At 60.3% G+C, this 19,291-nt stretch carries 21 protein-coding genes; 4 read left to right on the top strand and 17 right to left on the bottom strand.

All coding sequences use genetic code 11. The features are described 5' to 3' along the window. A partial coding sequence (locus GA0061101_RS14950) for a transposase (protein WP_167669551.1) occupies positions 1 to 276 on the top strand: 276 nt, incomplete at its 5' end. A gap of 98 nt (positions 277 to 374) precedes the next feature. Here GA0061101_RS14950 and GA0061101_RS14955 read toward each other — a convergent pair. From GA0061101_RS14955 to GA0061101_RS14965, 3 genes are read right to left on the bottom strand one after another with little or no spacing between them, the layout of a single operon-like run. After that, complete coding sequence (locus GA0061101_RS14955) at positions 375 to 773, bottom strand: Fur family transcriptional regulator (protein ID WP_037202531.1); 399 nt, start codon at positions 771 to 773, stop codon at positions 375 to 377. After that, entirely contained in the window at positions 770 to 1,597 is an 828-nt protein-coding gene (gene znuB, locus GA0061101_RS14960; RefSeq protein WP_092573879.1) for a zinc ABC transporter permease subunit ZnuB, read from the bottom strand. The genes GA0061101_RS14955 and znuB overlap by 4 nt, the downstream gene beginning before the upstream one ends. Next, positions 1,590 to 2,483 carry an ATP-binding cassette domain-containing protein gene (locus GA0061101_RS14965; protein ID WP_167669552.1) on the bottom strand — a complete coding sequence of 298 codons (894 nt, stop codon included), beginning with the start codon at positions 2,481 to 2,483 and terminating at the stop codon, positions 1,590 to 1,592. The genes znuB and GA0061101_RS14965 overlap by 8 nt, the downstream gene beginning before the upstream one ends. A 100-nt stretch (positions 2,484 to 2,583) precedes the next feature. On the opposite strand from GA0061101_RS14965, the gene GA0061101_RS14970 reads away from it, so the two are divergent. Beyond that, positions 2,584 to 3,537: a zinc ABC transporter substrate-binding protein ZnuA gene (locus GA0061101_RS14970; RefSeq protein ID WP_092573883.1), complete on the top strand. Its 954-nt coding sequence runs from the start codon at positions 2,584 to 2,586 to the stop codon at positions 3,535 to 3,537. 91 nt (positions 3,538 to 3,628) lie between these two features. Continuing rightward, positions 3,629 to 4,834 carry a zinc metallochaperone GTPase ZigA gene (gene zigA / locus GA0061101_RS14975; RefSeq protein WP_092573885.1) on the top strand — a complete coding sequence of 402 codons (1,206 nt, stop codon included), beginning with the start codon at positions 3,629 to 3,631 and terminating at the stop codon, positions 4,832 to 4,834. Between the two features lie 186 nt (positions 4,835 to 5,020). On the opposite strand, the gene GA0061101_RS14980 is transcribed toward zigA, so the two are convergent. The 14 genes from GA0061101_RS14980 to GA0061101_RS15045 all read right to left on the bottom strand — a co-directional run bounded on the left by GA0061101_RS14980 (position 5,021) and on the right by GA0061101_RS15045 (position 18,287). Further along, positions 5,021 to 5,743 carry a PAS domain-containing protein gene (locus tag GA0061101_RS14980; RefSeq protein ID WP_047556479.1) on the bottom strand — a complete coding sequence of 241 codons (723 nt, stop codon included), beginning with the start codon at positions 5,741 to 5,743 and terminating at the stop codon, positions 5,021 to 5,023. A 271-nt stretch (positions 5,744 to 6,014) separates the two neighbouring features. Further along, positions 6,015 to 6,947, bottom strand: a complete 933-nt coding sequence (locus GA0061101_RS14985) for a lipid A biosynthesis lauroyl acyltransferase (RefSeq protein WP_037202857.1) — start codon at positions 6,945 to 6,947, stop codon at positions 6,015 to 6,017. Between the two features lie 5 nt (positions 6,948 to 6,952). Beyond that, complete coding sequence (locus GA0061101_RS14990) at positions 6,953 to 7,981, bottom strand: zinc-binding dehydrogenase (protein ID WP_037202538.1); 1,029 nt, start codon at positions 7,979 to 7,981, stop codon at positions 6,953 to 6,955. A gap of 157 nt (positions 7,982 to 8,138) precedes the next feature. After that, positions 8,139 to 9,425 (bottom strand): beta-ketoacyl-ACP synthase, encoded by a 1,287-nt coding sequence (locus GA0061101_RS14995; protein ID WP_047556477.1) that lies wholly within the window; start codon positions 9,423 to 9,425, stop codon positions 8,139 to 8,141. 11 nt (positions 9,426 to 9,436) lie between these two features. Beyond that, the gene (locus GA0061101_RS15000) at positions 9,437 to 10,642 is read right to left on the bottom strand and encodes a beta-ketoacyl-ACP synthase (RefSeq protein WP_047638298.1); all 1,206 of its coding nucleotides are present in this window, start codon (positions 10,640 to 10,642) and stop codon (positions 9,437 to 9,439) included. 43 nt (positions 10,643 to 10,685) lie between these two features. Further along, positions 10,686 to 11,159 carry a 3-hydroxyacyl-ACP dehydratase FabZ family protein gene (locus GA0061101_RS15005; RefSeq protein ID WP_037202542.1) on the bottom strand — a complete coding sequence of 158 codons (474 nt, stop codon included), beginning with the start codon at positions 11,157 to 11,159 and terminating at the stop codon, positions 10,686 to 10,688. A 122-nt stretch (positions 11,160 to 11,281) separates the two neighbouring features. Continuing rightward, positions 11,282 to 11,560, bottom strand: a complete 279-nt coding sequence (locus GA0061101_RS15010) for an acyl carrier protein (RefSeq protein WP_003502893.1) — start codon at positions 11,558 to 11,560, stop codon at positions 11,282 to 11,284. Positions 11,561 to 11,788: 228 nt separating this feature from the next. Beyond that, positions 11,789 to 12,217: a L,D-transpeptidase gene (locus GA0061101_RS15015; RefSeq protein WP_037202544.1), complete on the bottom strand. Its 429-nt coding sequence runs from the start codon at positions 12,215 to 12,217 to the stop codon at positions 11,789 to 11,791. A gap of 121 nt (positions 12,218 to 12,338) precedes the next feature. Then, positions 12,339 to 13,319, bottom strand: a complete 981-nt coding sequence (cbiB, locus tag GA0061101_RS15020) for an adenosylcobinamide-phosphate synthase CbiB (RefSeq protein WP_037202546.1) — start codon at positions 13,317 to 13,319, stop codon at positions 12,339 to 12,341. Then, positions 13,316 to 14,314, bottom strand: a complete 999-nt coding sequence (cobD, locus tag GA0061101_RS15025; RefSeq protein WP_092573889.1) for a threonine-phosphate decarboxylase CobD — start codon at positions 14,312 to 14,314, stop codon at positions 13,316 to 13,318. The genes cbiB and cobD overlap by 4 nt, the downstream gene beginning before the upstream one ends. Then, positions 14,311 to 15,618, bottom strand: coding sequence for a cobyrinic acid a,c-diamide synthase CobB (locus tag GA0061101_RS15030; protein ID WP_092573890.1), 1,308 nt, complete (start codon positions 15,616 to 15,618; stop codon positions 14,311 to 14,313). The genes cobD and GA0061101_RS15030 overlap by 4 nt, the downstream gene beginning before the upstream one ends. Next, entirely contained in the window at positions 15,615 to 16,463 is an 849-nt protein-coding gene (gene cobA, locus GA0061101_RS15035; protein WP_092573892.1) for a uroporphyrinogen-III C-methyltransferase, read from the bottom strand. Before cobA ends, GA0061101_RS15030 begins: the two co-directional genes overlap by 4 nt. Positions 16,464 to 16,762: 299 nt before the next feature. Next, complete coding sequence (locus GA0061101_RS15040) at positions 16,763 to 17,722, bottom strand: nucleoside hydrolase (protein ID WP_047556462.1); 960 nt, start codon at positions 17,720 to 17,722, stop codon at positions 16,763 to 16,765. A gap of 160 nt (positions 17,723 to 17,882) precedes the next feature. Then, positions 17,883 to 18,287, bottom strand: coding sequence for a cobalamin biosynthesis protein (locus GA0061101_RS15045; protein WP_092573894.1), 405 nt, complete (start codon positions 18,285 to 18,287; stop codon positions 17,883 to 17,885). 159 nt (positions 18,288 to 18,446) lie between these two features. Between GA0061101_RS15045 and GA0061101_RS15050 the strand changes: the two genes are divergently transcribed. Beyond that, positions 18,447 to 19,223 (top strand): TSUP family transporter, encoded by a 777-nt coding sequence (locus GA0061101_RS15050; protein WP_092573896.1) that lies wholly within the window; start codon positions 18,447 to 18,449, stop codon positions 19,221 to 19,223. Positions 19,224 to 19,291: the final 68 nt, after the last annotated feature.

The following is a 19,291-nucleotide window of genomic DNA, read 5'->3' on the forward strand; positions in this document are numbered from 1 at the left end:
CTGGCTGATCGTGCCTACGACAGCGACGCGTTGCGCCAAAACCTCAAAACCCGTGGCGCATGGGGATGTATTCGCCCTATGCCAAACAGGGTCAATATTCCCGTCTTCAGTCCATGGCTCTACAAACAGCGCAACGCGGTCGAGCGGTTCTTCAACAAACTCAAACACTTCAGAGCAGTCGCAACCCGATACGACAAACGCGACGACAACTTCCTCGCATCCGTCCAGCTAGCCTCAATTCGAATTTGGCTCCGATCTTATGAGTCGGTCACCTAGAGCAATTCCAGAAAAAGTGCGAAGCGGTTTTCCGTCCGGGATTGCGCAAAAACAATAGCATAGAGCGGTTGGGCGATTCCGTGAAACGCGTAACCGCTCTATGCCGCGCACTTCGCGCAGTGACCGCGGATTTCGATGGTCGACTTCTCGGCTTTGAATTTCTGCGACTTCAGCCAATCCATCAGCCGGTGATCGACCTCATGATCGTGGAATTCGATCACCTGGCCGCAGCTTTCGCAAATGGCGAAGGCAACGAGGCCGTGACTGTGGCAGTTTTCATCCGGATGGGCGCAGGCGACGAAGGAGTTTATGCTTTCGAGCCGGTGCACGACGCCATATTCCAGCAGCTTATCCAGCGCGCGGTAGACCTGCAGCGGCGCGCGAAATCCCTGATCGCGCAGCTTGTCGAGAATGGTGTAGGCGCTGAGCGGCGATTCCGCCTTGGTCAGGACATCGAAAACCAGGGTCTGGTTCTTGGTGAGCATCGGAGTGGTCATGATGACTGTCCTCTCTGTTCCGCCGCCGGCGCGGCGCCCCTGCGAACGAGGGGCAGCAGACTGATGATAAACAGAATGAGCGCCGCGACCACGATGGACGGGCCGGAAGGCGTGTCATAGCGTAGCGATCCGAACAGCCCGCCGACGACGGCGACGGCACCGAGGAGCGAGGCAAAAATCGCCATCGTCTCCGGCGTCGAAGCGAAGCGGCGCGCTGTGGCCGCTGGAATGATCAGAAGTGCGGTAATCAGCAGGATGCCGACAATCTTCATGGCAATCGCGATCACCACGGCCATCAGCAGCATGAAGAACAACTTCGCGCGCTCCGGCCGCAACCCTTCGGCCTCGGCCAGCTCGGGATTGACGGTGGATGCCAGCAACGGCCGCCACAGCCAAACAATCGCCACCAGCACAAGGATGCCGCCGCCCCAGATCACCAGGATGTCGGACTGGCTGACGGCAAGGATATCGCCGAAAAGGAAGGCGATGAGATCGATCCTGACCCAGCTCATGAAGGCGACGATGACCAGGCCGATCGCCAGGGTCGCATGCGAGAGGATGCCGAGCAGCGCATCCGCCGACAGCGCCTGCCGCCGCTGCAGGAAGAGCAGCAGGATCGAGACGAGTGCCGCGACCGCGAAGACGGAAAGCGTCAGATTGAGCTGGAAGAGCAGCGACAACGCCACGCCGAGCAGCGCCGAATGCGAGATCGTATCGCCGAAATAGGCCATGCGCCGCCAGATAATGAAGCAGCCGAGCGGCCCCGTGGTCAGCGCCAGCCCGACGCCGGCGAAAATGGCGCGCAGGAAGAAATCGTCAAACATGGCGCTCTCCCTCGGCATGATCATGGTCATGATGGTGCTGATGATCGCCGTGATCGTGGTCATGATCGCCGTGGTCATCAGGGTGATGGCCGTCGCCGGCATGGCAATGATCGGTGATCGAACCATCGGCATGCTGCACGCGACCGTCGGGCAGATGCGTGTGGTCGTGATGGTGGCTGTAGATTGCCAGAGATTGCGCCGCGCGCGTGCCGAGGAGTTTCACATATTCGGGGCTCTGGCCGACCGTCTGCGGCGTACCGCGGCAGCAGACATGGCCGTTCAGGCAGACGACGGTATCGGTCGCGGCCATGACGACATGCAGATCGTGCGAAATCAGCAGGATGCCGCAGCCTTCGGAATTGCGGATCGACTTGATGAGGTCGTAAAGCGCGATCTCGCCGTTGAAATCAACCCCCTGCACCGGCTCGTCGAGCACCAGAAGATCGGGCTTGCGGGCGATGGCACGCGCGAGCAGCGCCCGCTGGAATTCACCGCCGGACAAATGCTGCACCTCGGCCTTGGCAAGATGCGCTATGCCGACCGCCTCCAGCGCCGCGCGCAGTTCGCTGTCCGGCAAAGGCCCCGTCAAGGTCATCAGCCGCTGCACGCTGAGCGGCAGGGTCCAGTCGATCGCAAGCTTTTGCGGAACATAGCCGACCTTCAGGCCGGCGATGCGATCGACACGCCCCTCGTCCGGCTTCAGCACGCCGATCGCCACCTTGGCGCTGGTGGATTTGCCGGAACCATTCGGGCCGATGAGGGTGACGATCTCACCTCGGCTCACGGAAAAATCGACGCCGCGCACCAGCCAGCGACCGTCGCGGCGGACGCCGACATCATGGAGCGACACCAGGGGCCGGCTCTTGCTGTCGATGGAAGAGAGCATGAAATTTCCAATTGCGCTATTGCGCCATGCTATCGCACACGTTATAGCATAACGCAATTGATGTAATAACATAACAGACCCATTCAAGGGCACTTATCGCATGAACGCCGCAAAAGCTTTCTTTCCCCTCGCCGCCTCTCTCCTGCTTTCAGCCCTGCTTGTCGGCACCACCGCAACTGCAGCCGATGCCCCAAAGGTCGTCGTCTCCATCAAGCCGGTTCATTCGCTTGTCGCTGCCGTCATGCAAGGGGTCGGCACGCCGGATCTCATCGTCGATGGTGCTGCCTCACCACATACCTATGCGCTCAAGCCCTCGAATGCCCGCAGCCTCCAGCAGGCGCAGGTGGTTTTCTGGGTCGGTCCGGGCATGGAAGCCTTCTTGCAGAAGCCGCTCGCCTCTCTCGGCTCCAATGCCACCGTCGTCGAGCTCGATCAGGCGCCTGGCATCACCAAGCTCAAGTTCCGCGAGGGCGGCGCCTTCGAGCCGCATGACGACGGCGACGAGCCGGTCGCCGGCGAAGACCACGCACACGATCACGAAGAATTCGACACGCATCTCTGGCTCGATCCGCACAATGCGAAGGCGATGGTGGCCGAAATCACCACGTCGCTGGTCGCCGCCAACCCCGCCAACGCGCTGATCTATGAAGCAAATCAGAAGGCATTGAACGACAAGCTCGATGCCCTCGACACCGAAATTGCCTCGACACTCGCGCCGGTGAAGAACAAGCCCTTCATCGTCTTCCACGATGCCTATCAGTACTTCGAGCATCGCTACGGCGTGCGCGTTTCCGGCTCCATCACGGTAAGCCCGGAAACCATTCCCGGTGCGCAGCGCGTATCGGAAATTCACAGCAAGGTCGCCGATCTCGGCGCGACCTGCGTTTTCGCCGAACCGCAATTCGAACCAAAGCTGGTCAATGTCGTGCTGGAAGGCACATCCGCGAAATCTGGTGTCCTGGACCCGGAAGCCGCAACGCTGCCGCAGGGGCCGGATCTCTACTTTACCCTGATGCGCGGCATCGCAAACTCCCTAAAAGCCTGCCTCTCCTGAGCCAGGCTGAATATCGCCGAAGGAAGCGAGCCCATTGTTCGCTTTTTTCACACCAACAAGTGTTATGATATTACATTACAAAGAGATTGTCATGAACAAGAAGCTCCCGGTTACCGTCCTCTCCGGTTTCCTCGGCGCCGGCAAGACGACGCTGCTCAACCATATCCTCAACAACCGCCAGGGCCTGCGCGTCGCCGTGATCGTCAACGACATGAGCGAGGTGAATATCGATGCCGCGCTGGTGCGTGACGGCGGCGCCAATCTCTCACGCACCGAGGAACAACTCGTCGAGATGACCAACGGCTGCATCTGCTGCACGCTGCGCGACGATCTCCTGAAGGAGGTGCGTCAGCTCGCCGAGCAGGACCGTTTCGACTATCTGCTGATCGAATCGACTGGCATAGCCGAGCCCCTGCCCGTTGCGACAACCTTCGAGTTTCGCGACGAGGATGGCAGCAGCCTCGCAGACGTCGCCCGGCTCGACACCATGGTCACGGTCGTCGACGCAGCCAATCTTCTGGCGGACTACGGCTCGACGGATTTCCTTGCCGATCGCGGCGAAACAGCGGGTGACGGCGACAACAGGACCATCGTCGATCTCCTGGTCGAGCAGATCGAATTTGCCGATGTCGTCATCCTCAACAAGATCGGTTCAGCCACTGCCGAGCAACGCGACGCCGCACGCAAGATCATTGTCGGCCTCAATCCCGATGCACGTCTGATCGAAACGGATTTCGGCGCGGTCGAACCGACCGAAGTTCTCGGTACCGGCCGCTTCGACATCGATCGCGCCGAAACGCATCCGTTATGGTATAAGGAGTTGCACGGCTTCAAGGACCATGTTCCCGAAACGGAAGAATATGGCATACGCTCCTTCGTCTATCGGGCGAAGAAACCGTTCGATCCCGCGAGATTCCAAGCCTTTCTCAATCGTTCCTGGCCGGGTGTCGTCCGCGCCAAGGGCTTTTTCTGGCTCGCGACCCGGCCTTACCATGTCGGCGAAATGAGCCAGGCCGGCGCGCTGGTCCGCACGAGCAAAATGGGCCTGTGGTGGGCCGCCGTGCCACAGGAGCAATGGCCCCGCGATCCGTCTTTCAAGCAGGCTCTGGCTCCCTATCTCGATCCGGTCTGGGGCGACCGCCGTCAGGAATTGGTCTTCATCGGCGCCGATCCCATGGACCGGCAGAAGATCACCGCGGAGCTGAATGCCTGCCTGGTCAAGGCGGACCGATTTACGCCGGAGCGCTGGCGAGACCTGCCGGATCCTTTCGCCAGTTGGAACGGGCCAGCAGCATGAAGAAGCCGAACGTGATCAAGTTCCGCTGCTACTGCATGGAATGCAGCAATGAGGACAAGCCCGAGGCCGGCGCTCCGAAACCAATCGAACAGCGCCGGATCAAGAATATAATAGGGAAAACGGGTCAGATCTCCGCCTCGCGGCGGACTCGATCGAAAGATTGCTGATCGGGGCCTGAACGCGGGTTCAGGCTACCATCATGTGGGCGGGGACCGCACTCACTTCATGCATGACCAGCAATGCGCCGATCACCTCGCCCTTGGTGCGAAGCGGTGTCATGCTGCAGTGAAGGACCTTGCCGGGCTCTACGGCATGATAGCCCGGATAGAGGCACTCGACCGCCTCGCCTGCGAAGCAGGAATCGAGCTTCGTCCTGACGCTGCTTTCGAAATATTCGGAACCGATGAATTCGGACATATGCCGTCCGACCAGTTCGATCGGCTTCGATTTCAGAAACTCCGAATTGGCAGCGTTGCTGTAGAGATAGCGATAATCCCGCGTAATGACGGCAACGCGATCCGGCAGACTGTTGAGAATGACATCGTTCAGGACGCTGCCTTCGTCATAGCCAAACAGATCGTCGCGTTCCTTTTTCTTGGACGAAAACGCTATCAAGACCTCGGCCGCAGCATCGCTCGCGCCGCCGAAATAGCGATCGATCAGCACGGACAGCGACGCTGAATTGCGTACAACCCGCGACCGATCGTCCGATTCTTCCCGGATGAGATTGTTCATGAACTGGAGCTGCATGTACATTTCAAGCAGGCTTGTGGCCCTAGAGGCCAAAATAGCCGCTATAAGCGGCTCCAATTCGCGATCAAGTGACGCTACAAGCTCATCGTCGCCAAGTTTTATCGCACGCTGAATCTGGTTACATTTCGTGGAGAAGGCATGAAAGAGTGCCAGCAAAATTGCCCTCCTGTCCCTGACCATAGTCAAACACCGAGGCCTCGTTTCCCGACGCTGACATGCCCAAGGATAATCAGTCTGGTGTCCGCATTCTCACCAGACTTTCTATCATGTGAATTAACACGACTTACCCTCACTTTCAATCCAGATGAGTGGAAGTTCTCGGAAAAGGCGAACTTTCTGAAATGAAAGGCTTACTGGGCCGAATGACTGTATGAAGACTGGACCTGGAGAAACATAAGACCTGCTCTAGCACGAGCTTGGCAGAAGCCTAGAAGACAGTTTTCTTGATGTTCCAGCGATCATGATACCAGAGCCATTGCTCGGGATTCTCCCTCACCCAGCCCTCGACTTTGTCGTTCAACATCTGCGCCGTCGCCGGCAAATCGAGATTGCCCAACTCGTTGCGCGGCATCTCCAGCTTCGGCTCGATTTCCAACCTATAGCGGTTGCCTGGCAGGCGGATGCAACGAGCCGGATAGACCTCGCAGTTGAACTGGCGCACGAGCTTCGGCAGAAGCGGATTGGTTTTCACCTCCCGACCGAAGAACAAGGTCTTCAAACCCTTGCGGAACTTCTGATCGACCAGGACGCCGACGCCACCGCCCGCTTCCAGTTCCCTGGCAAGGGCGAATGATGACCCCGCATGCGATGGTACGAGATTCCCCATGCGTTTCGCGCGAAAGTCAAAAACCTTCTTGGCGACATAGGGATTGTTCGGCGGGCGAAACAGCACCGTCACCTTGAGGCCGAAGGCAGCACCGGCGACGGGCAGCAACTCGAAATTGCCGGTATGGCCGGTAAAGACGATGAATGGCCGCGGATTATCCCTGAGATCGAGAAAGATCGGAATACCCGAAACCTCGACGCGGCCCGGCTTGTCGCTATGGGGATCGAAATCGAAAAGCCGGTCGAGAAAGACATATTCCGCCGCGAGCCGCCCCATATTGCCCCAGCTCGCGAGCGCGATCTTCTCGATCTCCGCCTCGCTCTTTTCCGGAAAGGCGTTGCGCAGGTTGGTCAGCATCAACGTGTGCCGGCGCATGCGCGGACCGATCTTGCGGGTCAACCAGTCGGCAAACCTGATGCCGCCATCCGCCGGAAACAGCTTCAGAAAATTGAGGAAACCGAAGATGACCTGCGCCACCAGCCATTGCCGGAAATTTCTGAGCGAGAGGACGATCCGGGTGATGACGAGCTTCACGCGGCTCAATCCATCTTCAGGATGATCTTGCCGAAGATCTGGCGCGATTCCATCCGTTCCAGCGCCCGGTCGATATCGCTGAAGCTTACCTCGGTGTCGATCACCGGATGCACCAGGCCCCGCGCCATCTTCTGCATGGCGTTCGCCATGTTCTCCATGCGGCAGCCGAAGGAACCGAAGAGCTTCAGCTGCTGCTGGAACAGCATCATCAGGTTCATTTCGGTCGACACACCCGAGGTCGAGCCGCAGGTCACGAGACGACCGCCGCGCTTCATGCAAAGCATGGAGCCGGCCCAGGTATCCTTGCCGACATGTTCGAAAACGACGTCGACGCCCTTTTTCTTCGTCAGCTTGCGCACCACACCCTCGAAGCGATCGGTGCGGTAATTGATGACATGATCGGCACCAAGCGCCTTGGCCTTCTCGATCTTGTCGTCGGAGCCGACTGTCGTGATGACGGTGCAGCCGATCTTCTTGGCAAGCTGGATGGCCGCGGTGCCGATGCCCGAGCCGCCGGCGTGGACGAGGATCGTCTCGCCCGGCTCCAGCTTGGCATTGTCGAACAGCATATGCTCCACGGTACCGAAGGTGACGGGGGCGAGTGCCGCGCCGATCGCATCGACGCCGGGAGGCGCCGGAACCAGCAGGCGCGCCGGAAGATTGACCTTCTCCTGTGCGAAACCGTCGAGATGGAAGCCATGCACACCGCTGACATTCTCACAGAGATTGTCGCGGCCTTCGCGGCAATGACGGCAAAGGCCGCAGGTGCGCGCACCATAGATCGAGACGAGCTGCCCCGGCAGCACGTTGGCCACGCCCGGCCCGATCGCCTCGACCACGCCGGCGGCTTCCGCGCCGATGACAAGCGGCATCTTGCGCTTGGCAAAGGCCATGCCCCGCCAGCCCCAGACGTCGATGTGATTGAGGGCAACGGCCTTGACGCGCAGCGTCACCTCGCCCGCGCCTGGAGCGTCTGGCTCTGGCAGATCGGTGATCTCAAGTTTGCGGTCGTCAACCAGTTGCAAAGCACGCATGACAAAATCCCTCGCCTTTTAGGCGTCCTAAGGCACGATCCCGAAAAGTGCGAAGCGGCTTTCGGACAAGATCATGCCACATCCAATAGTCCTGGAGCGCGGCGACGATTTGAAGATACGTCGTCTCGCTCCTGTGTCTTGTTCTTCAAAGGTCCGATTAAGCCGGTTCAAGCGCCATGACAAGGCTGGCATTCTGGCCGCCGAACCCGAAGGAGTTCGAAAGGATCGCCTTTACCTGTTTTTCACGCTTCTTGTTCGGCACGACGTCGAGAACGATCGACGGATCCGGATTGTTGTAGTTGATGGTCGGCGGCAGCGTGCCGGTCAGCATGGTCTGCAGCGAGAACACCGCCTCGACCGCCCCTGCCGCCGTCAGCGTATGGCCGATCATCGACTTGTTCGACGAAACGGGAATGGCCGAGAGCCGCTCGCCGAAGACAGCGGACATGGCGCCATATTCCATCTTGTCGTTTTCCGGCGTCGATGTGCCGTGGGCGTTGATATAGCCGATATCGCTCTCATCCATGCCGGCATCGGCCAGCGCCGCGCGAATCGTCGCGATCGCCGGGCCGCCGTCGGGCGACGAACGCGTGCGATGGAAGGAGTCCGCCTTGTCGCCCGCACCCTTCATGATGCCGAGGATCTTGGCGCCGCGCGCAATCGCCGCCTCCAGCGATTCCAGCACCAGCGTCGCAGCACCTTCCGCTATGACGAAGCCGTCACGGTCCTTGCTGAACGGCTTGGATGCCTTGGTCGGCGGATCGTTCTGGGTCGAAAGTGCCGACAGCAGCGAGAAGCGGATCAGCGCCTCGGCGCTGAGCGACCCGTCGGTCGCAACCGTCAGAGCCCGCGTCGTCCGGCCCTGGCGGATCGCCTCGATGCCGAGCTGGATGGCGGTCACGCCAGACGCACAGGCCGTCGATAGCGTTATCGGCAGGCCGCGCGTGCCGAAACGGTCGGCAAGGCGCTCGGAAATGGCCCCGAAGAGCGCCGCTTCGTGGAAGACAGCATCCGGGCGCTGGCGCATGGCGGCCAGGAAACGCTCATAGGCGTCGCCCTGATGATCCGCCGGCGGCGAACGATCGGCAAGCTCGAAGCGGGCGCTCCATTCCGGCTCGATCGGAGGCGCGGCAAGGAACAGCGGCGCATCGAAATCACCGGAAATGCCGGCCTGGGCCAAAGCCTCAATGGTTGTCTCGCGTGCAAAGGCATAGGAGCGTTCAACGGCATTCGGCGCCGGAATATCGATGAAATCCACCGTGCCGGCGATACGCGTCGAAAGCCCGTCCGTCGGGAAGCGCGTGATATTATGGATGCCGGAGGTGCCCGACGAAAGCGCGTTCCAATTGTCTTGCAGGCCCTGACCGAGCGAAGTGATGATTCCCATGCCGGTGACGGCAACGATGGGACGCCCCAGATGATCCTTGTAAGCGGATGCGGTCATGATCTTGCTCCTCACGCTTCGGCGGAAAGTACGGCGATGCCTTCGCCGCGCGCATGGCCGACAGTCGTTACCACAGCCTTGCGCGCACCGGCCGTCATCGGCTTTTCATTAGCGGCATCAAATGGCGGCACCTTGGCCTGATTGGCGAGGGAGAGCGCCGCGAAAGCAATCCCGAGCGGAAACTGGCTTTCAAGCCCATGGCCGGAAACTCCGCCGTAGCCGCGAATGGCCGAGGCGGGAAGCTGTGCCTCGAGCACGGCTTTCTCGCGCTGGGCAAGATCGGTAATTGCCGTCGTCCCGGAGAAGATGACGGTCGTATCGCCCTGGCCCTCTTTGGCTGATGTGAGCATACGCTCCAATCGTGCCTCGAACCTGCCTCCGTCACGGCTGCCGCGATCCCCCTCGATCGAATCGATGCTCGCATAAATATGCGCGCCGCGGCCTTCGGCATGGGCGCGGGATTCGAGCACGAGAAACGCGCTGAGCGACCCCATGATCATGCCGCCGCCATTGTCCGGCGTGCGCGACCACAGCGGATGCCATTCGCCGATGGCATGTGCATTGATGGATTCGATCAACAGGATCATGTCGAGCCGCTCGGCCGAAAAGGCGCCGCCGACCAGCGCATGGCTCGATTCACCCGACTTGATGCGATGGAAGGCGGTCTCGACGGCGGAAATGCCGGCGGCTTCCTCGCCCATGAAGGTGCGTGACGAGCCGGTGACCTTGTGGACGATCGAGATATTGCCGGCGAGCAGATTGGAAAGTTGTGCAAGAAACAGGGTCGGCCGCAGTTCGGTCGTCAGCTTCTCGTTCAAGAGCACTTCGCGATCGTTGCGGTTCAAGGCCTCGTTGACGATCAGCGTATCGACATTGAGGTCGCGCTCGCCGCCGCCGGCCGCGACGATCATGTCCATGCTGCCGCAGGCTTCCAGATCTTCCTTGAAGCCTGCATCGTCCAAAGCCAGTCCGGCAGTGAAGACGCCGATACGCTGCCAGTTTTCCATCTGCCGCTGATCGCCGCGCTTCGGGATCTGCTGCGACCAGTCGATCTCAGGCAGCGGATGCACCGGATAGGGCTTGAATTTCTCGGTTTCCACGATGGTCGGGGGCGTCTTGTCCGATGTCAGCAGGGCGACATGCGCATCCTTGCCGACACCCTGACAGGTGACGATGCCGATACCCGTGATCACCACATCATTCTGAGCCTTGCTCATTCATCAATCCTCTTAGAATGCGGCGCAATGCGAGCCGGCAGCATCAACCGTTGGCCGCGATGGCGTCGAGGAGACCGACCTCGCCTGCCCGCCTACGCACGATGTCGGCAAGCGGCACCTCATTAAACGGCACGGTGCGCAGCTTCAACTGCGCATCGCAGATCTTCTTCCCCGCAATGGTGATGCGCGCCTTGGTCACGGCGAAGCCGGAACCATCGTGCTCCAGCTCGGCCTCGATATCGAGCTCGGCTTCCGGCTCGACAAAGGTGCGCATCTTGGCGCCATCGACCGACATCAGAAACGGCATATAGGCGAACTTGGTTACCGCCAGCACCAGCATGCCCGAAGCCTGCGCCATGGTTTCGATCAGCAGAACGCCCGGAACAAGCGGCATGCCGGGGAAATGGCCTTCGAAAACTGGGCTTTTCGCCGGAACGACAGAATGAGCCTTCAACTGGCCCTTGGACAGATCGACGGACACGACCCTGTCGATCATCTGGAAATATTCCAGCAGCATCAACGCCTCCGCTCCAACCCGACAGCGCACGATGCTACGGGCGGGATACGCTATTTAAGAATGAAACCGCCCGGCCGCCATATTCAGGGGCGGCTGGGCGTCAAAAAATGCAAGAATGTTGCTCAGCCCTTGGCGGCGCGCAATTCATCGATCTTGGCACAAAGGTTCTTCAGCACGAAGTACTCTTCGGTCGAAACCTTGCCTTCATTGACTTCCTGCGTCCACTGCTCGAGCGGGATCTTGATGCCGAATTCCTTGTCGATGGCGAACACGATGTCCAGGAAGTCGAGGCTGTCGATGCCGAGGTCGTCGATCGTGTGGCTTTCCGGAGTGATCGTCTCACGGTCGATTTCGCTGGTCTCAGCGATGATGTCGGCAACTTTGTCAAATGTAGCAGTCACTGCCCATACCTCTTGAAATAATAATTCAATCCCCCTCATAGGGAAATCCAGTCCAAAAGCCAATGCTTTCCAATAGAAACCCCGGCAATTTGGCGGATGACTGTTGCGCAAACAGCAAAGGCAGTCCTCGCGCCACCATCGGCCGGATCGCGGCCGACATGCGTGCAAGATGCGGCAGCATTACGGCTATACCAGCCCTTGCGAACAAATTCGCACGGTGTGAGACGCTCACTCGCTGATGACAATCCGCGTATTGCTGAGGCCTACATCCGCAGTCATGGAAAAGAAGGTTGCGGCATTACGGGTCTCCAGCCGCACGCAGCCGTGCGAAGCGGGCTGGCCGAGATGCCTCACCTCATAGGTGCCGTGGACAGCATAACCGCCATTGAAAAACACAGCATAGGGCATCGGCGCGTCGTCGTATTTCTTTGAGCGATGATCTTTCGAAAGCCATTTCGCCGTATAGGAGCCTGTCGGCGTGACATAGCCCCTACGCGCCGTCGAAACTTTCCAGCGATACTTGAAAACACCATCTTCCGAAACGGTCATTGTTTGCGACCGAAGATCGACCTTCGCGAGAACAGTTCCCGCTTGCACTGATCCAGCATGCAATTCCATACATAGACATACGGCTGCAGCCACAACGCTATATTTCATCTTATCCCCTCCGACCGTTTGCTTCCTTCCGAAGCAATTCAGACGATGGGAAAGCCTAACAGGCCGTCAATTATACCATATTAATACATATAGTGAGCAATTCATTAATATAGATAGTCGCTCACAGCAGCAGCAGGAAGCCCAAAAAGGCTAAAAGCGTCAGCATTGAGCATGCCGAATAGAAGATCGAGATTCCTGCTTCGATGTCGCTGACGGTGGCCGTGTCACGGCCCGCGCCATTGATCATCGGCTCACGCACGACCTCACCACCGTAGATCCGCGGACCCGCAAGCTGAATGTCCAGGGCGCCGGCCATCGCCGCTTCCGGCCTGCCGGAATTCGGCGACCGATGCAGCCCGCCATCCCGGACCGCGACTCGGATCGCATTTCCGAGCGCCGAGATCCCGCGCTTGACGAGGGCGCCGACGGCGATCAGCAGGATCGACAATCGTGCGGCCGGCCAGTTGGCGATATCGTCCAAACGTGCAGCCGCCCGTCCAAAGTCGACATAGGTCTCCGATTTATGGCCAATCATCGAATCAGCTGTGTTGAGCATCTTGTAGAAAAACAGGCCCGGCAGGCCGAAAATGCCGTACCAGAGCGCCGGCGCCACGACGCCATCCGAGAAATTCTCGGCGAGGCTTTCGATCGCCGCCCGGCAGATGCCAGGCTCGTCCAAGGTCTCGGGGTCGCGGCCGACGATGCGCGACACCGCAAGACGGCCGCCCTCCAGGCCGTTGCTCCGCAACGCCCGCGAGACCTCGCCGACATGATCGGCCAGGCTCTTCTGCGCCAGGAACACCGCGACCAGCGCCGCTTCGACCAATATGCCGAGCCAGCCGAAGAAGGCGAGCAAGCCGTGGATCGCCCAGCCGACGATAACGGCTCCCATGAGCAAGGCGATGATCGACATCATACCGTTGCGGCGGCGAAGCACGCCGGGCAGATGTTTTGCATTGAACCGGCTGTCGAAGGACGAAATCGCCTTGCCGAACAGCACGACCGGATGCGGCACACGCTGCCAAAGCCAATCGGGATCGCCGACGATGCGATCCAGCAGCAATGCAAGCACGAGAATGAGCAAATGTTCGTCGGCGGTCATGTCGAATAATCCTCTAGTGCCCCGGCGAGTCTGTGATCTGCCTCCTCATCCGGAGCAAGGCCGAAGCGCAGCCAATTGCGCGCATAATCGAACTTGCGGACCAGAATATGGTGGCGGCAGAGATGCTTATATATGCCTTCTGCGCGGTCGTCCGCAACCAGCGCGAACAAGGCCGTGCCTCCGGCGACATGCAGATGGAACCTATGGAGAGCCGTCTCCAGCGCACGGCGCCTTTGTAAAATACGATCGCGCACGGCGCTCGTGTCGCGCTCCATCAACGAGGCAGCGATCGACAGCGCCGGACCGGACACGGCCCAGGGACCCAGCCAATCCTCGAACTGTGCGGCAATCGACGCTTCGGCAATCACGAAACCGAGCCGCAAACCGGCCAGGCCGAAGAATTTCCCGAATGACCGGAAGATGATGAGGCTGGGCATGGAGGCGGCATATGGCGCAAGGCTCGCCTCAGGTTCGATATCGCCAAAGGCCTCGTCGACCAGCAGGATACCATCCTGCCGGCGTTGTCTGTCGTGCAAATCGCGCAGCTGATCGACTGACAGCCTCCGCCCATCCGGATTGTTGGGATTGACGACGACGACGAGCCTGTCTTCAGCAGTAAGATCAGCTATCCCCGAAACCTGGCGTACAGGAAGGCCTGCGAGCGTGAACGCCCGGACATATTCGCCATAGGTCGGCGACAGGATCGCAACGCTGCCGTTGGGCACGAGCCTGGGAAGCAGCTGAATGACCGATTGCGTACCGGGAACGGGCAAGGGCAGGATATCGCCGCTGCGGTAATAGCCCCTCGCCGCCTCCCGCGCACGCTCCTGCAAATGCTGGTCCGGCAGCCGGTGCCAGGCCGAAACGGGCACCTCCGGCAGGGCGACCGGGTTGGGGTTGATGCCGGTCGAGAGGTCAAGCCAGTCTTCCGGGCGTCCGCCATACTGGCGAGCCGCCGCGGTGATGCCGCCGCCGTGGACGATCCTGCTTGTCATGCCGCGTCCCCGGCAAGATCGATCAGGTGCATGTAGGAACCCGCGACATTGGCGCGCTGAAGACCGGCCGCGCCTAAATCGGCGCCAAGCGCATCCCTGACCGCAAACAATCGATCCGCCTCGCCTTCCGAAACGATGGTCGAATAGTGAAACTCATGCGCCGTCATCGGCTTTTCGAAGAAGGAGCCGGCAAGCGGCGTTACGCGCCGGTAGCCCAGATGGCGCTGTCGCTTTTCGTAGCTGGTCACCACGGGCAGGAGACCGAGCATCTCGTGGCGAGCCCCGGCCGCATCCACCAATCCGTCGCCAAGCACCATGTAGCCGCCGCACTCGCCGTAGATTCGCGCCCCGCGCGCCGCTGCATCCCTCACGCCGGACTGGAAATGATAGGAGTTCGCAAGCTTTTCCGCATGCAGTTCGGGATAGCCGCCGGGAAGATAGACGGCGTCAGCGTCCGCCGCCGGCCCCTCGTCCGCCAAGGGAGAGAAGAAGGAGATCTCCGCGCCGCGCCGCCGCCAACCGAGCAGCATATGCTCGTAGCAGAAGGCGAATGCGATATCGCGTGCCACCGCGATGCGCTGCCCGAACGGCATCAGTCGCGCGATGTTGGCTGTCGATGGACGCACGACATTCTGTTGCGCGGCGCGCAGCAACAGCTCGAAATCGCATGCCTTGGACACGATGCCCGCCGCAGCCTCGATAAAATGCTCCAATGCGGCATGCTCCCCGGCCTGCACCAGCCCGAGATGCCTTTCCGGCAGAGCGAGGCTCGCCTCGTTGCCGATGACGGCGAGAACCGGCATCCGCACCGCGTCCAGCGCCCGGCGCAGCATCGACTCATGCCTTTCGCTGGCAACACGATTGAGCACGACGCCGGCGATGCGGATATCGGCACGGAAATTGGCAAAGCCGCTGACAAGAGCCGCAACCGATTGCGACATGCGCGAGGCATCGACAACAAGCACGACAGAAAGACCGAGGAAGGCCGCAAGATCGGCTGGCGTGCCGGAGCCGTCAGCGGCACCATCGAACAGACCCATCATGCCTTCGATCACGAGCATCCGCGCACCGGCCCTGTGAAGTGCAGAATTGGCGGATATGAGTTCGGCGCGCATGGCCCAGGGGTCAAAATTGAGACAAGGCGAACCCGCTGCCGCAGCATGAAAGGCAGGATCGATGTAGTCGGGGCCGGCCTTGCCCGATGCGACCGCGATACCCCTTTGCCGCAACGCTCTCAATAAGCCAAGCGTGAATGTGGTCTTGCCGGAGCCGGATGCCGGTGCGGCAATCAGGAGGCCGCTCATGCCGACACCTTATGTCCGTTTCCAGCCCGCACCTCCGTGACAGGCACGAGCTTGCGTCCTGAGAGAGCGCCGAGCCAATCGAGCGAGGGCCGCAATCTCACCACGTCGCCGACGACGACGATCGCAGGAGGTTCCAGACCGGAGGCTTCGATATCGGCAGGCGCGCGTCCGAGCGTCGTTTCCAACACCTGCTGGGAGGAGGTGGCGGCATTGCAGACGAAAGCAACCGGCTCATCCACCGAACGGCCGGCCGCGATGAGATTGGCGCTGATCTGGGCAATATGTTTCATCGCCATATACATGACGATAACAGGCGATCCCTTGCCGATCGCCTCCCAGTTGATGGCGTCAGGCACGACGCCGGAAGAATCATGGCCGGTCAGGAAGGTAACGGCGTGGTTGATGTCGCGATGGGTGACGGGAATCCCCGCATAGGCAAGCCCACCGATGCCTGCCGTGATGCCGGGCACGATACGGAAGGGAATATCATGTTCCACAAGCATCAGCGCTTCCTCGCCGCCACGCCCGAAAACGAATGGATCGCCGCCCTTCAGGCGCAAAACGCGTTTGCCCGCGCGCGCCAGCTCCACGAGACGCAGCGAAATGTCTCGCTGCTTGGCCGACGGTTTGCCGCCGCGCTTGCCTGCATATTCCAACACCGCCCCCGGGCGGGCAAGCTTCAGGCAGTCTTCATTCACGAGCGCGTCATGCACGATGATATCCGCCTCGGCCAGCCCCTTGGCCGCCAGCAGGGTCAACAGCCCTGCATCTCCCGGCCCAGCGCCGACAAGCCAGACGGAGCCCGGCTCAAGCGCCGGCAGATTCGAAAATGCGGTATCGTTCATCCCATTTGTCCTATGCCCGGATCGCCGAAATTGCAATGTTGAGAACGGGATAAGACGGCGACCGCCGACGTCGTTTCCATCGCTAATACTAGGGGACCGAAACCCTCCGCATGGGTGACGGCGCGCTATGGGCTTTTCTAGCGGCGACAGGAAACGGAAAAAACACCTCGATCGAAGGCATGGTTTCCGGACTCAATCTGTCCGGAAACTCAAATAACCATATGATAAGCTGATGGAACGGCTGTTCCACGGAAAGAGGGATAGCGAAGGCGGCACGCGATCGCCCCTTCGCGTAAGGCTCAGTGTTTCCCCTCGTCCAGGATCACGTCACGGATCAGATCGACAACCTGCTGCGACCGAATGCCCGTGCAGACGATCTGACTCGGCAGACTGTCCCAATCGCCCGGCGGGAAGTGACGGCCGTTCGGCTTGATAATCGTTTGGCCATCGGCAATGCCGCCGCAGACGACGCGCACCGACCCCTCGATCGTGTCGAACAATTCGGGAGCCACGACATAGACGCAGGCGCAGCTGTCGTGGACCATCATGCCGTCTTCGACCAAATGGCTGTAGAAATCGATATAGGATTGCGACAGGTCGGAGAGCAGCTGCACGGACGGCCCGCCCGCCTTTGCCATGTCGGCCAGATAGCTGCGGCCCATCGTCGTCGCACCAGTCACATCGAGACCTACAACGACTACTTTCCAGGATGCCGTCATGATCAGATCGGCAGCTTCCGGATCGCCATGGATATTGGCCTCAGCCACGGGTGACACATTGCCCGGCACATAGAAATTGCCGCCCATGATCACGACGCCCTTCACGAGCGAGGCGATTTCCGGATCGTGTTTCAGGGCCAAAGCGAGATTGGTCATACGGCCGACGGCAACCAGCGTCACCTCGCCCGGATTGGCGCGAACGGTATCGATGATGAACTGATAAGCCGGCCGCGGATCGGTCGGCAGATCGATGGTCTCGGGTACGGCGATATTACCGAGACCATTGTGGCCATGAACGATGGTCGGCCACGGCCGCTCCTGCCGCGAGGGATCGAAGGTGATGCTGGCGCCGCGGGCGACCGGGCATGGAATATTCCACTCGCGCTTGAGGAACAGCGCGTTGCGGGTTGTCGTATCAACCGAGGCGTTGCCGAAGACCGTCGTGACGCCGAGAAGGTCGATACCCGGGTGACGGTGCAGGAAGAGAAGCGCCATGGCGTCGTCGACGCCCGGATCCGTATCGTATATGACCTTATGCATGAGTTTTCCTTGATAACATACTGATAAAACTTGATCTTTAAGCAATACCGCTACATCCGAGATCATGCTTGAGTTACCGGCATACACGAGAACCGAAGTGGGTGAAATACGGCCACAATATCGCACATACCGTTTGCACGCTGTGAGCAGCGGCTAGCCTTCAGCCGATCCTAACGATCGCAGCCGTGGCAAACGCTGACTTGATCTTGGGAAGCACGAGTTCAGCATCGGCGCCGGCAGCCGCCAACGCCGCCGCCTCGGCAACGCCATGACAACCGACATGAGCAAAAACCAGCTCGGACGGGTTCTTCAGGCGGGGCGTCTCCCGCTCCAGCGCGGCCACATTGAAAAAACGCACCGGCAGACGAAAATGCGTGGCGACCTCGAGGATGGCAGGCTCATCAATGCGCGTATCGATCGAGACGACCGCCAGCAACTGCTCGCTTCCGATTCCAACCTCGTGCAAGGCTCGTTCAGCAAGCATGCGCACGTCATTCCAGTCCGTGCCGCGCTCGCAGCCCAGACCAAGAACATAGCGGCGGGGGCAGCCGGCATATGTCGTCATACTCAATCCTCCAGCGGCTGCAATCGACATCACACATCTACCCACCCGTCCCCGACCCGTCAATTTCACCTGGTGTGTCTCGCAGGCAATTGCCTTGGCGCGACCGGAGTGCAAGAAGGCGCCTTGATTTCATGCCCTAGAGTCCCTGCCTTGCAAGACATGACATTTCAACTGCTGCTCCTGCTCTTTGCCGCCGCCTTCTTCGCCGGTTTCGTCGATTCCATCGCCGGCGGCGGTGGGCTGGTCACCGTGCCCGCCATGTTGCTGGCCGGCATTCCACCGCTGCAGACGCTCGGCACCAACAAGGTGCAGTCGATCTGCGGCGCGGCCTCGGCGACCATCGCCTATGCCCGGCAGGGACATGTGCAGCTTCGCGAACAGCTGCCGATGGCGCTGATGGCCGTGATCGGCGGCATGCTCGGCGCGATGCTGGCGACCATCATGCCAAGCGACGTGCTGCGCATCACCCTGCCCTTCCTTTTGATCGCCATCGCACTTTACTTCGCCGTCAAGCCCAGCCTCGGCGATGTCGAGAAGCATCGCCGCATGAGCGCGGGGCTATTCGGCGTAACCCTCGTACCGCTGATCGGCTTCTATGACGGCGCATTCGGGCCCGGCACCGGTTCATTCCTGATGCTGGCCTTCGTGACCCTCGCGGGTTTTGGCCTGCTGAAGGCAACGGCGCATACGAAGCTGCTCAATTTCGGCTCGAATCTCGGCAGCATGATCGTCTTCATCTTTTCCGGCGTCATTCTGTGGAAGGTGGGCCTCATCATGGGGCTTGGCCAATTCCTCGGCGCGCAAGCGGGTTCGCGGCTGGCCATGCGCATCGGCGCCAGGCTGATCAAGCCATTGCTCGTCGTCGTCTGCATCGCCTTCGCGGTCAAGCTTCTTGCAGACCCGACCCATCCCGTGCGGATCTGGCTCGGGCTGTAACAATCGGCATCTTTGATTACCTCCGATGTAATTGATAGTGGTTTGGAGCTCGCCCATGATCGCCCTGC

Origin of the sequence: Martinezella lusitana (genome assembly GCF_900094565.1) — a bacterium.
Taxonomy (GTDB): Bacteria; Pseudomonadota; Alphaproteobacteria; order Rhizobiales; family Rhizobiaceae; genus Rhizobium; species Rhizobium lusitanum.

What these genes read in the sequence shown, in the direction of transcription:
- GA0061101_RS15045 (WP_092573894.1), bottom strand. Translation starts at nt 18,287, where the DNA reads ATGACGACATATGCCGGCTGCCCCCGCCGCTATGTTCTTGGTCTGGGC.
- GA0061101_RS15000 (WP_047638298.1), bottom strand. Translation starts at nt 10,642, where the DNA reads ATGAGCAAGGCTCAGAATGATGTGGTGATCACGGGTATCGGCATCGTC.
- GA0061101_RS15005 (WP_037202542.1), bottom strand. Translation starts at nt 11,159, where the DNA reads ATGCTGCTGGAATATTTCCAGATGATCGACAGGGTCGTGTCCGTCGAT.
- GA0061101_RS14970 (WP_092573883.1), top strand. Translation starts at nt 2,584, where the DNA reads ATGAACGCCGCAAAAGCTTTCTTTCCCCTCGCCGCCTCTCTCCTGCTT.
- GA0061101_RS15030 (WP_092573890.1), bottom strand. Translation starts at nt 15,618, where the DNA reads ATGAGCGGCCTCCTGATTGCCGCACCGGCATCCGGCTCCGGCAAGACC.
- zigA (WP_092573885.1), top strand. Translation starts at nt 3,629, where the DNA reads ATGAACAAGAAGCTCCCGGTTACCGTCCTCTCCGGTTTCCTCGGCGCC.
- GA0061101_RS15015 (WP_037202544.1), bottom strand. Translation starts at nt 12,217, where the DNA reads ATGAAATATAGCGTTGTGGCTGCAGCCGTATGTCTATGTATGGAATTG.
- GA0061101_RS14955 (WP_037202531.1), bottom strand. Translation starts at nt 773, where the DNA reads ATGACCACTCCGATGCTCACCAAGAACCAGACCCTGGTTTTCGATGTC.
- GA0061101_RS14990 (WP_037202538.1), bottom strand. Translation starts at nt 7,981, where the DNA reads ATGCGTGCTTTGCAACTGGTTGACGACCGCAAACTTGAGATCACCGAT.
- GA0061101_RS14965 (WP_167669552.1), bottom strand. Translation starts at nt 2,483, where the DNA reads ATGCTCTCTTCCATCGACAGCAAGAGCCGGCCCCTGGTGTCGCTCCAT.
- znuB (WP_092573879.1), bottom strand. Translation starts at nt 1,597, where the DNA reads ATGTTTGACGATTTCTTCCTGCGCGCCATTTTCGCCGGCGTCGGGCTG.
- cobD (WP_092573889.1), bottom strand. Translation starts at nt 14,314, where the DNA reads ATGACAAGCAGGATCGTCCACGGCGGCGGCATCACCGCGGCGGCTCGC.
- cobA (WP_092573892.1), bottom strand. Translation starts at nt 16,463, where the DNA reads ATGAACGATACCGCATTTTCGAATCTGCCGGCGCTTGAGCCGGGCTCC.
- GA0061101_RS15050 (WP_092573896.1), top strand. Translation starts at nt 18,447, where the DNA reads ATGACATTTCAACTGCTGCTCCTGCTCTTTGCCGCCGCCTTCTTCGCC.
- GA0061101_RS14995 (WP_047556477.1), bottom strand. Translation starts at nt 9,425, where the DNA reads ATGACCGCATCCGCTTACAAGGATCATCTGGGGCGTCCCATCGTTGCC.
- GA0061101_RS15040 (WP_047556462.1), bottom strand. Translation starts at nt 17,722, where the DNA reads ATGCATAAGGTCATATACGATACGGATCCGGGCGTCGACGACGCCATG.
- cbiB (WP_037202546.1), bottom strand. Translation starts at nt 13,319, where the DNA reads ATGACCGCCGACGAACATTTGCTCATTCTCGTGCTTGCATTGCTGCTG.